We start from the raw sequence: 14,534 nt of genomic DNA, 5'->3' as shown, positions 1-14,534 counted from the left end.
TATGAGTCAGGCCATGCTTTCCCTGAATAATATCAGTGCACATTACGGCAAAATCCAGGCGTTGCACAACGTCAGTCTGCATATCAATCAGGGTGAAATTGTCACCCTGATTGGTGCCAACGGTGCGGGTAAAACCACCATTCTCGGAACGCTGTGCGGGGAACCGCGTGCCACCGAAGGGTCAATTACCTTCGACGGCAAAGACATTACCGACTGGCAGACGGCGCGTATTATGCGTGAGGCGATTGCTATTGTGCCGGAAGGACGTCGCGTCTTCTCGCGTATGACGGTGGATGAGAACCTGGCAATGGGCGGTTTCTTTGCCGAGCGTCAGCAGTATCAGCAGCGCATCAAACGGGTGTATGAGCTGTTCCCGCGTCTTTATGAGCGCCGTGTACAGCGTGCCGGCACCATGTCTGGCGGTGAGCAGCAGATGCTGGCCATTGGCCGTGCGCTGATGAGCCAGCCGCGTCTGCTGCTGCTGGATGAGCCATCGCTGGGCCTGGCCCCGATCATTATCCAGCAGATTTTCGACACCATCGAACAGCTGCGTCAGGAAGGCATGACGATTTTCCTCGTTGAACAGAATGCCAACCAGGCGCTGAAGCTGGCCGACCGGGGCTACGTGCTCGAAAACGGTCATGTGGTGCTGGAAGATACCGGGGCTGCATTGTTAGCCAATGAAGCGGTACGTAGTGCGTATTTAGGCGGTTAATGTCCGGGGCGGGCATGCCAGTAAAACGGGTCGGGCATGCCCGACCCCTACGTTATCCGTTGGGGCGCGGCATGCCTCGCCCGATATCAATAATGCACCCTCGACCGTCACCTCGCTGTCACCCCACTGTCATAACTTCGTTATTTTTCTGTCATTTTCGCATGTCATGTTACCTCCCGACTCAAAGAATGCGCGATAACGCGCCTTATAACACCGGGTACAGGAAACCGACATGTCATCAATCGCCTTTCGTCATACCGCACTTAGCGTGGTACTGGGACTGACTCTTAGCGCCAATGCGCTGGCCGCCACTGAGATCCCATTCTGGCACTCAATGGAAGGTGCGCTGGGTGAAGAAGTTAACTCGCTGGCCACCCGCTTTAACGCAGAAAACCCTGACTATAAAATCGTACCAACCTACAAAGGTAACTACGAGCAGAGCATGTCAGCGGGTATTGCTGCCATTCGTTCTGGCAAAGCCCCAGCGATTTTGCAGGTGTACGAAGTCGGTACGGCCACGATGATGGCATCGAAAGCGATTGTTCCGGTCAATGAAGTGTTTAAAAACGCGGGCATTGCGATGGATCCGAAGCAGTTTGTGCCCGCGGTGGCAGGCTACTACAGCGATTCCAAAGGCCAGCTGATTTCCCAGCCATTTAACAGTTCCACCCCGGTGCTGTACTACAACAAAGACGCCTTCAAAAAAGCCGGCCTTGACCCAGAGCAGCCGCCAAAAACCTGGCAGGATCTGGCGAAATATACGGAAGCACTGCGTAAAGCGGGCATGACCTGTGGTTACGCCAGCGGCTGGCAGGGCTGGATCCAGATTGAGAACTTCAGCGCCTGGCATGGTCTGCCCGTTGCCACCAAAAACAACGGTTTTGACGGCACTGACGCGGTACTGGAATTCAACAAACCGACGCAGGTTCGCCATATTGCCCTGTTGGAAGAGATGAACAAGAAGGGTGATTTCACCTACTTCGGCCGTAAAGATGAATCCACCGCCAAGTTCTATAACGGCGATTGTGCCATCACTACCGCCTCTTCAGGCTCGCTGGCGGATATCCGTAGCCACGCCAAGTTCAACTACGGCGTAGGCATGATGCCGTACGATGCAACCGTGCCGAACGCGCCACAGAACGCCATCATCGGTGGGGCCAGCCTGTGGGTCATGAAAAACAAAGATGCAGAAACCTACAAAGGCGTCGCCAAATTCATGCAGTTCCTGGCGAAACCAGAAATTGCTGCTGAATGGCACCAGAAAACCGGTTACCTGCCGATCACCACGGCCGCGTATGAGCTGACCAAACAGCAGGGCTTCTATGACAAGAACCCGGGTGCGGACATTGCGACGCGTCAGATGCTGAACAAAGATCCACTGCCGTTCACCAAAGGGATGCGTCTGGGCAACATGCCGCAGATCCGTACCGTGGTGGATGAGGAGCTGGAAAGCGTCTGGACCGGCAAGAAAACTCCGCAGGCGGCACTGGATAGCGCCGTTGAACGGGGTAATCAACTGCTGCGTCGTTTCGAACAACAGACCAAATAACGTAGACGCATGTAGGGGTGGATCCCCGATCCGCCCATCAGGGCCGACCAGAACAGCGGTCGGCCCCTGTGACGTTTTTCGCACGAGATAAACCTTTATGTCCCAACCCCGTCCCGTATTTCGCGCCAAAGCACTGCCCTACCTGCTGGTGCTGCCACAGCTGTTAATCACGATTATTTTTTTCCTCTGGCCCGCGGGCGAAGCCCTGTGGTACTCGGTCCAAAACGTCGATCCTTTCGGCATCTCCAGCACGTTTGTCGGGCTGGAAAACTTTATTCGCCTGTTTGGCGACAGCTACTACCTTGATTCCTTCTGGACCACGCTGGTGTTCAGCGGTCTGGTCACCGTAATTGGTCTGGTGGTGTCACTGCTGTTTGCCGCGCTGGTCGACTACGTGCTGCGCCTTAAACGCTTTTATCAGACGCTGATGCTGCTGCCTTATGCGGTGGCCCCTGCGGTAGCGGCGGTGCTGTGGATGTTTCTGTTCAGTCCGGGCCTCGGTCTGATTACCCATTTCTTAGGGCTGCTGGGTTACAGCTGGAATCATGCGCAAAATAGCGGCCAGGCGATGTTCCTGGTCGTTTTGGCCTCGATCTGGCAGCAAATGAGCTACAACTTCCTGTTCTTCTTTGCCGCGTTGCAGTCTATTCCTAAATCCCTGGTGGAGGCGGCCGCGATTGACGGCGCAGGCCCGGTGCGGCGTTTCTTCAGCCTGTCGTTGCCGCTGATCGCCCCGGTCGGTTTCTTCCTGGTGGTCGTCAATCTGGTGTACGCTTTCTTTGATACCTTCCCGGTGATTGATGCCGCCACGGGCGGTGGCCCGGTACAGGCGACGACGACGCTGATTTATAAAATTTACCGTGAAGGCTTTGCCGGTCTGGATCTCTCCTCGTCCTCTGCGCAGTCCGTGGTGCTGATGGTGCTGGTGATTATTCTGACGGTGATTCAGTTTCGCTATGTCGAGAAGAAGGTGCGCTACCAATGATCGAAAACCGACGCGGGCTGGATATTTTCAGCCATACCCTGCTGGGCCTCGGTATCCTCACCGTGCTGTTCCCGCTGTATGTGGCGTTTATTGCCGCCACTCTCAGTACGGAACAGGTGTTTCAGGTGCCGATGCCGCTCATCCCGGGTACGCACTTGTGGGATAACATTTCCAGTATCTGGACACACGGCGTAGGGCAAAACAGCGCGCCCTTCAGCACCATGCTGTTTAACAGCCTGATCATGGCGCTGGCGATCACCACCGGAAAAATTACCGTCTCCATGCTGTCGGCGTTTGCGCTGGTGTGGTTCCGCTTCCCGCTGCGTAACCTGTTTTTCTGGATGATTTTTATCACCCTGATGCTGCCGGTTGAGGTGCGTATTTTCCCGACGGTGGATGTGATTGCCGACCTCAATATGCTCGACAGCTACAGCGGGTTAACCCTGCCGCTGATGGCGTCGGCCACCGCCACGTTCCTGTTCCGTCAGTTCTTTATGACGCTGCCTGATGAACTGATGGAGGCTGCACGTATTGATGGCGCCAGCCCGATGCGCTTCTTCTGGGACATCGTACTGCCGCTGTCGAAAACCAATCTGGCAGCGCTGTTTGTCATCACTTTTATCTACGGCTGGAACCAGTACATGTGGCCGTTGCTGATTGTCAGCGACAGCAAACTGGGGACGGCCGTCGCGGGGATCCGCAGCATGATTGCCACCGGTGATGCGGCAACCCAATGGAACCTGGTGATGGCGGCGATGATCCTCACGCTGATCCCACCGGTCGTGATTGTTTTAGTGATGCAGCGCGCCTTTGTTCGCGGTCTGGTTGAGAGTGAGAAATAACGATGGCAGGTGTAAGACTTCAGGCAGTAACGAAATCCTACGATGGGATAAACCCGATTATTCAGCCGCTGGATGTCTCAATCCGTGACGGTGAGTTTATGGTGATGGTCGGGCCAAGCGGCTGTGGAAAATCGACGCTGCTGCGCATGGTGGCCGGGCTGGAACGTGTGACCAGCGGGGATATTTATATTGATACCCGCCGTGTGACCGAAGAGGAGCCAAAAGATCGCGGTATCGCGATGGTATTCCAGAACTATGCACTCTACCCGCATATGAGCGTGGAAGAGAATATGGCCTGGGGCCTGAAAATTCGCGGTATGGGCAAAGAACAGATCCGTCAGCGTGTACAAGAAGCGGCACGCAGCCTGGAGCTGGAAGCACTGCTACAACGTCGCCCGCGTGAACTGTCCGGCGGCCAGCGCCAGCGTGTGGCGATGGGGCGCGCCATTGTGCGCGAACCGGCCGTATTTCTGTTTGATGAACCGCTGTCTAACCTGGATGCCCGGCTGCGTGTGCAGATGCGTCTGGAGCTGCAGCAGCTGCATCGTCGTCTGAACACCACCAGTCTGTACGTGACCCATGACCAGGTGGAAGCGATGACGCTGGCGCAGCGGGTGATGGTGATGAATAAAGGCGTGCTGGAACAGCTCGGTACGCCGGTGGAAATTTATGAGCGCCCGGCCACGCGTTTTGTCGCCAGCTTTATTGGTTCCCCGGCGATGAACCTGCTGGAAGGGCAGGTGAATGCCGACGGTTCACGTTTTAATCTCAGCGACAGTATGGCGCTTCCCCTGAGCGTACCGAAGGCAAAATGGGCCGATCGCGCATTGACGATGGGCGTTCGTCCGGAGCATATTGAACTCTCTTCCCGGCAGGACGGCGGCATTCCACTGGTGGTGGATACGCTGGAAATGCTGGGAGCGGATAACCTTGCACACGGCCGCTGGGGCAATAATAAACTGGTGGTGCGCCTGCCGCATTCGGTGCGACCTGAGATGGGCAGTACGCTGTGGCTGCATCTGCCGCCGCAGTCATTGCACTTCTTTGACCCTCATGGACAACGGATCGACTAATGAATAAGACCTGGCCATACCCGCCCATTGTTGCCCATCGCGGCGGCGGGAAACTGGCGCCGGAAAATACCCTGGCCGCTATCGATATCGGTGCGCAACTGGGCCACCGGATGATTGAGTTTGATGCCAAACTGTCGCAGGACGGTGAAATTTTCCTGCTGCATGATGACACCCTTGACCGCACCAGCAATGGTTGGGGTGTGGCAGGGCAGTTGCCGTGGGACAAGCTGGTCCAGTTGGATGCCGGTAGCTGGTTTGGTAGCGCGTTCACCGATGAGCGCCTGCCGCTGCTGGCTGATGTCGCGGCACGCTGCCGCCAGCATCGTCTGATGGCGAATATCGAAATTAAACCCACCACCGGTCTGGATGCAGAAACCGGGCGGGTGCTGGCGCTGGCGTCAAGGGTGATGTGGCAAGGGCAGGTGATGCCGCTGCTGTCATCGTTCTCGTATCAGGCGCTGGAAGCGGCACAGCAGGCGGCACCGGAGCTGCCACGTGGGCTGCTGCTGGATGAGTGGGATGACAACTGGCAGGCGCTGACCACCACGCTGGACTGCGTGTCGATTCACCTGAATCATAAGCTGCTGGATAAGGCGCGCGTTGCACTGCTGAAACAGGCCGGGCTGCGTATTCTGGTGTATACGGTTAACAACCCGGATCGGGCGCGTGAGCTGTTGCAGTGGGGCGTGGATGCGATCTGCACCGACCGCATTGATGTGATTGGACCGGATTTCCGCTGAATAACGGGTCGGGAATGCCCGCCCCCTACGTAAAACTGTAGGGGGCGAGGCATGCCTCGCCCTGAGCATCAATTCTGCGGCAGCTGTTTCACCTGACCGTCTTTGGTGCGCTGGGCCGCACTGTCACGCTGCTCCTGCATTTTCCGCTGCAAATCCTGCTGCTGACGCTGTTGATCCTGCTGGAGTTTCAGCTTCTGCTGCGACTGCTGGTTTTGCATATTCTGCTGCAAACGCTGCGTGCTGGGATTGTAGCCCGGCTGTTGTGGGTTGCTGTTATTGCTGTTATTGCTCAGCATGTTCGCCATACCGGTTAACGGCAGAATGGCGGCAAAGATAACTAACCATTTCATTTTCATTTTTATTCCTCCGTGTTACTGCCTTAAGTCTACTTCAGCCACAAGATCTGCACGCCAGGAGTGTTCCTGATTTGCGTTAAAACTCGTAGTTCATCCATTTTTGTGCATATTTATCAGAGGCAAACATAACGTAAAGATAATTAAAGGATGTAACAATGATGACACAAGCTACTCTGAAGCGCCTGTCGTGGTCGCTGTTAGCGGGTTTACTGGTGTGGCAGGGGGCTGCTGCCGCTCCTGCTGCGCCGCCTGTTTCTTACGGGGTCGGGGCGGACACCTTCCATCCGGTGAAGGCACAGCATGGGATGGTCGCGTCGGTCGATGCAACGGCGACAGAGGTGGGGGTGAAAATCCTCGAGCAGGGCGGTAATGCGGTGGATGCCGCTGTCGCCGTGGGTTATGCGCTGGCGGTGACGCATCCGCAGGCCGGGAATCTCGGCGGTGGTGGTTTTATGCTGCTGCGCACCGCGTCCGGAAATACCACCTCGATTGATTTTCGCGAGATGGCCCCGGTACACGCCAGCCGCGATATGTTCCTGGATGCGGCGGGCAACGCCGACAGCAAAAAATCACTGACTTCCCATCTTGCCTCCGGCGTGCCGGGCACGGTGGCGGGATTCTCACTGGCCAGCCAGAAATATGGCACCCTGCCGCTGAGTACCTTAATCAAACCGGCACTTGAGCTGGCACGTAAAGGCATCGTGGTGAATGACTCGCTGGCGGATGACCTGAACGTTTACGGCAAAGAGGTGCTGGTGGGGCATGCGAACAGTAAAGCCATCTTCTTTAAAGCCGATGGCACGCCTTATCTCAAAGGCGAAAAGCTGGTGCAACGCAATCTGGCGCGTAGCCTCGAACTGATTGCACAGCAGGGACCGGATGCCTTCTATAAAGGCAAAATTGCCGATGAGATCGCAGGTGAGATGCAGCAGCACGGTGGGCTTATCAGCAAAACGGACCTGGCGAACTACCGTGCGATCGAGCGCAAGCCGATCAGCGGCACCTACCGTGGCTATGAAGTCTTCTCGATGCCGCCACCCTCATCAGGCGGCATTCATATTGTGCAGATCCTCAATATTCTGGAAAACTTTGACCTGGCGAAGATGGGATTTGGCAGCGCAGATGCCATTCAGGTGATGGCGGAAGCAGAAAAATATGCCTATGCCGATCGCTCGGAATATCTGGGCGATCCGGATTTCGTCAAGGTGCCGTGGCAGGCGCTGACCAGCAAAGCGTATGCTAAATCGCTGGCGCAGCAGATTGATGTCGCCAAAGCGCGCCCTTCCGCGGAGATTAAACCCGGTAAGCTGGCCCCGTATGAAAGCAATCAGACCACGCACTTCTCGGTGGTGGATAAAGACGGCAACGCGGTGGCGGTCACCTACACGCTCAACACCACCTTCGGCAGCGGCATTGTCGCCGGTGACAGCGGCATTCTGCTGAATAACGAGATGGATGACTTCTCTGCCAAGCCGGGGACGCCAAACTTCTTCGGTCTGGTGGGCGGTGAAGCCAATGCGGTACAGCCATACAAGCGCCCGCTCTCTTCCATGTCGCCGACCATTATCGCTAAAGACGGGAAAACCTGGCTGGTGACGGGCAGCCCGGGTGGGAGCCGTATCATCACCACTGTGCTGCAAATGGTGGTGAACAGCATTGATTTCGGAATGAACGTCGCCGAAGCTACCAACGCGCCGCGCTTCCATCATCAGTGGTTACCGGATCAGCTGCGTGTGGAGAAAGGCTTCAGCCCGGATACGCTGAAACTGCTGAGCCAGAAGGGGCAGAATGTGAAGGTGATGTCTGCTATGGGCAGCACGCAGAGCATTATGCTGGGCCCGGACGGGATGCGTTACGGCGCGTCAGATCCGCGCACCATTGATGATTTAACCGCGGGGTATTGATGTGATGCGGGCCGACTGGAAAAATCATCGGCCCGCCGGAGACCACGACTGGCCTCAAAAAAACGCAAAACCAAGGTGTCATAGGTGAGTGAGATATCTGGATGAGGTATTTAAGCTGAATGCTGTGTTTTTTTGCTTTTTCGCTACAATTAGCACGCTTAAATCTCGTTTTATCCTCTTTTTAACGTAGATTGAGAGACGTAAACGTTATGCGGTCCCACACTGGAACAGGGGGCATCCACCACAAGGAAGGTTATGAAGTATTCTGCACTGAGCATCATTTTTTCCGCCATGCTGCTGTCGGGATCAGTATCGGCCCTGGCTGACCGTACTCCTGCTGCCGCCCCACCGCCCCTGTTAACGAGCCCCGTGCGGCCCGATGTTCTGATTGTGCCGGTGGCCATCAGCGGCAGGCAGTATCATTTCCTGCTGGATACCGGCATCAGTACGCTGGTGATTGATAATGCGCTGGCGAGTGAGCTGACGCATCGGCTGCCCGGTGACCAGGTTCCGGCGTTGCAACGGGCGATTCTGGCTGCGGGTATTCAGACGCCGGGTGGGCCATTGCCTCAAGATGCGCTCCTGCTTTGGCAGCCGATGGCGATAGCGATTGGCGCTCGCGTGTTGCCCGCCAGTGCGCCGTGGCTGGGGATGGATCTCAGTGTGTTCACTCAGGTGACTGGTGTGAAAATTGACGGGATTTTAGGTCAGGATATTTTTCGCCAGTTTGCATGGCAGGTTGATAATCAACAGGGGCAGCTCAGCATCTGGCAGCAAGCGCCCGGTACGCTGGATTACCCGTTGTGTGTTCCCTACCGCGATGCTTATGATTCCGGGCCTGAACTGTTGCTGGACTATCATCATCGCCCGGTTCCAATGAGGGTTGATACCGGCGTCTATTACAGTTACATCGGTGATGAGCTGATTAACGCAAGCCGCGAACGTCCTGAAAGCGCGGTACTGACGGGCATCAATCAGCCTGTTCTGGGGCTAACTGTCCAGGAGGTGAGTGATGGATACTCACTGACGGGCTTAAGTTTTAATCAGATGCCGCTGGGTAAGCTGTTGGTACGTGAGAACAAACAGGGGGCATATGGTCTGGGGATGAACTTTCTGGCACGCTTTGATAGCTATCTTTTTATACCCAAAAAAATGCTGTTTTGTTATCGGGAACAGCACTTTACACGCGACGAGCCTGAACCGCAGCGCATCCTTTCCGTTCGTTATTACGCGCATCGGGTTGAGTTCTTTTCTAATTCTCTGACTGCACTGGCCCGCTTTGGTTTGCAAAACGGAGATGTGCTGGTGGAAGTGAACGGCAGTAAAGTGCTGCCTGAAGGTATTCATCAACTCCGTATTGCCCTGGCGGACACGCCGGCAGGGCAATTGGTGCTCAAGATTGAGCGTCGCGGTAAAATGAAAACGATCAGGATCTGATGACGCAGCGGCATCCCTGAGACGATTACCGCCGGAAACGCGCCATATAGAGGGCATCAACCTGCTGGCCATTCCGTAAGGCATAACGCCGGGCGCAGCCTTCAGTTTCAAAGCCAAACTGTTCATACAGCGCAATGGCGGCATGGTTGTCGGCGAAGACCGTGAGTTCGATGCGCTCAACGTTCAGCCAGTTGTCACAGAGATCGATGATTGTGCGCATCATCGCTTTCGCCACACCCTGGCCGCGATAACGGACATCGACTCCGATGCCAAATGTGGCAGTATGACGGCGGCGGGCGCGATTGTTAACTTCCAGCGTGGCCTGGCCAGCCACTTTATCATCCATGCAGGCCACCAACATTTGCATGCCATCCGGCACAGAGGCGATGCGCTCCTGCCACTTTTTTAGCGAAGGATGGGGGAGCTGTAGTGTATCGGCATAGGTTTCCGGCTGGCTGTATAGCTGATAAATGGCAGTCGCATCTTCCGCAAGCACATGTCGAACAACAATCTCACTCATTTTCCCTCTCCTGAATGTGTAGAATCCTCTTTAAAATCAGGGTTTTTTATCGTCATAGCAAGCAAAAAATAATCAAAAAATGGCTTTACAGGTGCGAATGATAATGATTATTATTGTCATGCGTTTTCAGGAGTGCCCCTGGCATAAACTGAGAAAGCACGACATTGCTCACATTGCTTCAGTATTTCTTAGCCAGCCTCGGGTGCTGGCTTTTTTTTGCCTGTTTTTCTCCGCGCATCAGCAATTCTCCTGTTTCTTTCTCCATTTTTATATCGAATATTTTGAACAGAGAAGACAATTTTATCCGCTATCATCCATAGTGCTACAGGTCCAGACTGTGTCAAAACGTTGAGGAGAATTGAATATGATTTACTTACGCAAAGCACAAGATCGTGGTCATGCAAATCATGGCTGGCTGGACAGTTACCACACCTTCTCTTTCGCCGATTACTACGATGCCAATTTTATGGGCTTCTCGGCACTGCGCGTGATTAACGAAGATGTGATTGATGGCGGGCAGGGATTTGGTACACATCCTCATAAAGATATGGAAATCCTGACTTACGTGCTGTCCGGTACGGTTGAACACCAAGATAGCATGGGCAACAAAGAGCAGATCCCGGCGGGTGAATTCCAGATTATGAGCGCCGGTACAGGCGTCCGTCACTCTGAGTACAACGCCAGCAAAGACGTACCGCTGCATTTGTACCAGATCTGGATCATCCCGGAAAAAACCGGTATTGAGCCACGTTACGCGCAGCGCCGCTTCGACGATGTGCAGGGGCGCCAGCTGGTGCTGTCACCGGATGCCCGTGAGGGTTCGCTGAAGGTGTTCCAGGATATGACGCTGTCCCGTTGGGCGCTGAAATCCGCTGAGCAGGGTAGCGTCGATGTGGAAGAGGGACGTCGCATCTGGATCCAGGTGGTGAAAGGGCAGGTGACCGTCAACGGCGAAGCGGCAGCAACGTCTGACGCGTTTGCCATCTGGGATGAAAAATCCCTGGCGATTGTTGCCAGCAGCGATGCCGAAATCCTGCTGTTCGATCTGCCGCCGGTCTAAGTGTTCTCCCTGTCACATTTTGGGTGCGGTTTACCGCACCCTTTCTCTTTTTTATCCCTATCTTTGTTACACTCAGCTCAACTCGTTCCTATTCGTTGAAGCCAGATGAAGAAAAAAAGACCGGTACTACAGGATGTTGCCGATCGCGTAGGCATCACTAAAATGACCGTTAGCCGCTATCTGCGTCATCCCGATCAGGTTTCTGCCGCGCTGCAGGGCAAGATCGCTGCCGCGCTGGATGAGCTGGGTTATATCCCTAATCGCGCCCCCGATATGCTCTCTAATGCCACGAGCCGGGCGATTGGCGTGTTGCTTCCCTCGTTGACCAATCAGGTTTTTGCCGACGTATTACGCGGTATTGAAGCGGTGACCGATGCAGCGGGTTACCAGACGCTGCTGGGCCATTTTGGTTACAGCGCTGAAAAAGAAGAGTTGCAGTTGCGCTCGCTGCTGGGCTGGAACATTGATGGCCTGATCCTCACCGAACGCACCCATACGGCTGCCAGCCTGCGCATGATTGAAACCGCCGGCATTCCGGTGATTGAGATGATGGACTGCATCTCGCCGTGCCTCGATATGGCGGTCGGGTTTGATAACGTCGAGGCCGCACGTCAGATGACCCATGCCATTTTGCAAAAAGGCCACCGCCATACGGTGTATCTCGGCGCCCGCCTGGATGAACGCACCTTGCAAAAAGAGCAGGGCTATCGCCTGGCGATGCAGGAAGCCGGGCTGGAGCCTCGCTGCGTGATGATGGAAGCCGCGTCATCGTTTTCCGCAGGGGCGATGCTAATGTGCGAAGCGCAGAAGCGCTATCCGCAGACCGACAGCCTGTTTTGTACTAATGACGACCTGGCGGTCGGCGCGATGTTTGAGTGCCAGCGCCAGGGGCTGCAGGTGCCACATCAGATGGCGATTGCCGGTTTCCACGGCCACGATATTGCTCATGTGGTTAACCCGCCGCTGGCGACGGTGCAGACGCCGCGTGAGCGGATGGGGCATGAATCTGCGGCGCTGCTGCTGGCGCGTATTCGCGGTGAAAACGTAGATGCGGCACCGCTGGACGTCGGCTTTACGATTCTGGCGGGCGGGAGTATTTAACATGGGTCGGGCATGCCCGACCCCTTCGCCTCCATCGAATTATCCCTTTGTGCCTCTCTCCGTCTGAATCTGTCATTTTTTTGAACCTCCTCACATTTACCAGCTTTTTCCGCCGTGCCTGTTGCCATACTTACTGCACATCCAGACAATGTTACCGATAACAAATAACCGAACACATCTGCTACCTCTCTGCCGGAGCCAAAACAATGACCACTCATTCATCGCCTAATCACGTCTTCGTACTGATGGGTGTATCCGGAAGCGGCAAATCTGCCGTTGCCAATGCCGTTGCGCATCAACTGAAGGCGGCCTTCCTCGATGGTGATTTTCTGCACCCACGCGCCAACATTGAAAAAATGTCTGAAGGTCATCCACTGAATGATGACGATCGTCGTCCGTGGCTGGAGTCGATCAACGATGCGGCATTCGCTATGCAGCGCACCAACGATGTGTCGTTGATTGTCTGTTCGGCGCTGAAAAAAAGTTATCGCGATATTTTGCGCAAAGGTAACAGCAACCTCTCATTCGTCTATCTGAAAGGTGACTTCGATACCATTGAGTCGCGTCTGCGCGCACGCAAGGGGCACTTCTTCAAACCGCAGATGCTGGTGACACAATTTGCCACGCTGGAAGAGCCGGGCAGCGATGAAGATGATGTGCTGGTCGTCGATATTAATCAGTCACTTGATGACGTTGTTGCGGCAACACTCAAAACCATTGACGGTGCGACAGAAAAAAATAAGTAGGGTGTAATGAGTACTGCAACACTGGTGTTAACGGCAGCGGGCTCGGTTTTGCTGCTGCTGTTTTTAGTGATGAAGGCAAGGATGCATGCCTTTGTGGCGCTGATGTTAGTGTCTATCGGCGCAGGTCTGTTCTCCGGGATGCCGCTGGATAAAATTGCCACCACGATGGAAAAGGGCATGGGCGGTACGCTCGGTTTCCTCGCCATTGTGGTCGCGCTGGGCGCGATGTTTGGCAAAATTCTGCATGAAACCGGCGCGGTCGATCAGATCGCCATCCGTATGTTGAAAACCTTTGGTGAAAGCCGCGCCCATTATGCGATGGGGATTGCCGGGCTGATTTGTGCCCTGCCGTTGTTCTTCGAGGTGGCCGTGGTGCTGTTAATCAGCATTGCCTTTGCGGTTGCGCGCCGTACCGGCGATAACCTGGTGAAGCTGGTTATCCCGCTGTTTGCCGGGGTGGCTGCAGCGGCAGCGTTTCTGCTGCCCGGGCCAGCACCGATGCTGCTGGCTTCACAGATGCATGCTGATTTCGGCTGGATGATCCTGCTGGGCCTGTGTGCCGCCATTCCGGGAATGCTGATTGCCGGACCGCTGTTTGGCCGTTTCATCAGCCAGCATGTGACTTTTGGTGTCCCCGCGGAAGGCGATCATCCAGAATTTGATGAGAGCAAACTGCCTTCGTTTGGCTTTAGTCTGTCATTGATCCTGTTTCCCCTGCTGCTGGTCGGGCTGAAAACTGTTGGCGCACGCTTTACCACGCCTGGCTCTACGCTGTACGAGTGGCTGGAGTTTATCGGTCATCCGTTTACCGCCATCCTGCTCGCCTGCCTGGTGGCGATTTATGGTCTGGCATACCGTCAGGGCATGGATAAAGAGCGCGTGATGGAGATTTGCGGCGCAGCGTTACAGCCTGCGGGGATTATTCTGCTGGTGATTGGTGCCGGGGGCGTGTTCAAACAGGTGCTGGTGGATTCCGGAGTGGGTCCGGCGCTGGGTAACGCGCTAACCGGGGCCGGGTTACCGGTGGCCTTGGCCTGCTTCGTGCTGGCCGGTGCCGTGCGCATTATTCAGGGGTCGGCAACGGTGGCCTGTTTAACGGCGGTGGGCCTGATTATGCCTGTGATTGAGCCGCTGCATTATTCCGGTGCACAGATGGCGGCGCTGTCGATCTGTATTGCCGGCGGTTCGATTATCTGTAGTCACGTCAACGATGCCGGTTTCTGGTTGTTTGGCCGTTTTACGGGCGCAACCGAAGGGCAGACGCTGAAGACCTGGACAATGATGGAAACCATCCTCGGCACCGTTGGGGCAATTATCGGTATGATTGCGTTCGAATTGTTGTCGTAGTCTACAAGGGCGAGGCGTGCCTCGCCCCTACGTATTAATACGATGTTGGCAGGATTGAGGCGTGCCTTGCCCTACGTATTAATACGATGTTGGCAGGATTGAGGCGTGCCTTGCCCTACGTATTAATACGATTTACGTAGGGTCGAGGCATGCCTCGAC

The 14,534-nt window shown here is 55.3% G+C and carries 14 protein-coding genes; 12 read left to right on the top strand and 2 right to left on the bottom strand.

What is annotated here, in order from left to right; genetic code table 11:
• Window position 1: 1 nt before the first annotated feature.
• The 6 genes from livF to ugpQ all read left to right on the top strand — a co-directional run bounded on the left by livF (window position 2) and on the right by ugpQ (window position 5,904).
• Window positions 2–715, top strand: a complete 714-nt coding sequence (gene livF, locus WH279_RS00660) for a high-affinity branched-chain amino acid ABC transporter ATP-binding protein LivF (RefSeq protein WP_062747708.1) — start codon at window positions 2–4, stop codon at window positions 713–715.
• Window positions 716–947: 232 nt separating this feature from the next.
• Window positions 948–2,264, top strand: coding sequence for a sn-glycerol-3-phosphate ABC transporter substrate-binding protein UgpB (gene ugpB / locus WH279_RS00655; RefSeq protein ID WP_133846618.1), 1,317 nt, complete (start codon window positions 948–950; stop codon window positions 2,262–2,264).
• 97 nt (window positions 2,265–2,361) lie between these two features.
• Complete coding sequence (ugpA, locus tag WH279_RS00650) at window positions 2,362–3,249, top strand: sn-glycerol-3-phosphate ABC transporter permease UgpA (RefSeq protein WP_133846619.1); 888 nt, start codon at window positions 2,362–2,364, stop codon at window positions 3,247–3,249.
• Window positions 3,246–4,091, top strand: coding sequence for a sn-glycerol-3-phosphate ABC transporter permease UgpE (gene ugpE, locus WH279_RS00645; RefSeq protein WP_133846620.1), 846 nt, complete (start codon window positions 3,246–3,248; stop codon window positions 4,089–4,091). Before ugpA ends, ugpE begins: the two co-directional genes overlap by 4 nt.
• Before the next feature lie 2 nt (window positions 4,092–4,093).
• Window positions 4,094–5,164: a sn-glycerol-3-phosphate import ATP-binding protein UgpC gene (locus tag WH279_RS00640; protein ID WP_200642615.1), complete on the top strand. Its 1,071-nt coding sequence runs from the start codon at window positions 4,094–4,096 to the stop codon at window positions 5,162–5,164.
• The gene (ugpQ, locus tag WH279_RS00635; protein WP_200642616.1) at window positions 5,164–5,904 is read left to right on the top strand and encodes a glycerophosphodiester phosphodiesterase; all 741 of its coding nucleotides are present in this window, start codon (window positions 5,164–5,166) and stop codon (window positions 5,902–5,904) included. Before WH279_RS00640 ends, ugpQ begins: the two co-directional genes overlap by 1 nt.
• A 68-nt stretch (window positions 5,905–5,972) precedes the next feature.
• Here ugpQ and WH279_RS00630 read toward each other — a convergent pair whose 3' ends face one another.
• The gene (locus WH279_RS00630; RefSeq protein WP_200642617.1) at window positions 5,973–6,260 is read right to left on the bottom strand and encodes a DUF2756 domain-containing protein; all 288 of its coding nucleotides are present in this window, start codon (window positions 6,258–6,260) and stop codon (window positions 5,973–5,975) included.
• A 155-nt stretch (window positions 6,261–6,415) separates the two neighbouring features.
• Here WH279_RS00630 and ggt point away from each other — a divergent pair, with 155 nt between their 5' ends.
• Together ggt and WH279_RS00620 are read left to right on the top strand one after the other, a co-directional pair.
• Window positions 6,416–8,164, top strand: coding sequence for a gamma-glutamyltransferase (gene ggt, locus WH279_RS00625; protein ID WP_339454651.1), 1,749 nt, complete (start codon window positions 6,416–6,418; stop codon window positions 8,162–8,164).
• A gap of 255 nt (window positions 8,165–8,419) precedes the next feature.
• Window positions 8,420–9,601, top strand: a complete 1,182-nt coding sequence (locus WH279_RS00620; protein WP_339454649.1) for an aspartyl protease family protein — start codon at window positions 8,420–8,422, stop codon at window positions 9,599–9,601.
• A 25-nt stretch (window positions 9,602–9,626) separates the two neighbouring features.
• On the opposite strand, the gene WH279_RS00615 is transcribed toward WH279_RS00620, so the two are convergent.
• Complete coding sequence (locus WH279_RS00615; RefSeq protein ID WP_200642620.1) at window positions 9,627–10,121, bottom strand: GNAT family N-acetyltransferase; 495 nt, start codon at window positions 10,119–10,121, stop codon at window positions 9,627–9,629.
• A 364-nt stretch (window positions 10,122–10,485) separates the two neighbouring features.
• Between WH279_RS00615 and WH279_RS00610 the strand changes: the two genes are divergently transcribed.
• The 4 genes from WH279_RS00610 to gntU all read left to right on the top strand — a co-directional run bounded on the left by WH279_RS00610 (window position 10,486) and on the right by gntU (window position 14,375).
• Window positions 10,486–11,181 carry a pirin family protein gene (locus tag WH279_RS00610; protein ID WP_339454646.1) on the top strand — a complete coding sequence of 232 codons (696 nt, stop codon included), beginning with the start codon at window positions 10,486–10,488 and terminating at the stop codon, window positions 11,179–11,181.
• A gap of 105 nt (window positions 11,182–11,286) precedes the next feature.
• On the top strand, window positions 11,287–12,282 hold the full coding sequence (gene gntR / locus WH279_RS00605; RefSeq protein ID WP_339454644.1) for a gluconate operon transcriptional repressor GntR: 996 nt from the start codon (window positions 11,287–11,289) through the stop codon (window positions 12,280–12,282).
• 206 nt (window positions 12,283–12,488) lie between these two features.
• The gene (gene gntK / locus WH279_RS00600; RefSeq protein ID WP_133846632.1) at window positions 12,489–13,028 is read left to right on the top strand and encodes a gluconokinase; all 540 of its coding nucleotides are present in this window, start codon (window positions 12,489–12,491) and stop codon (window positions 13,026–13,028) included.
• A 6-nt stretch (window positions 13,029–13,034) separates the two neighbouring features.
• The gene (gntU, locus tag WH279_RS00595; protein ID WP_339454642.1) at window positions 13,035–14,375 is read left to right on the top strand and encodes a gluconate transporter; all 1,341 of its coding nucleotides are present in this window, start codon (window positions 13,035–13,037) and stop codon (window positions 14,373–14,375) included.
• Window positions 14,376–14,534: the final 159 nt, after the last annotated feature.

It is taken from the genome of Erwinia sp. MYb375 (genome assembly GCF_037479175.1).
In the GTDB taxonomy this organism is placed as follows: Bacteria; Pseudomonadota; Gammaproteobacteria; order Enterobacterales; family Enterobacteriaceae; genus Erwinia; species Erwinia rhapontici.
This window is presented reverse-complemented; position numbering and strand designations above follow the sequence as displayed.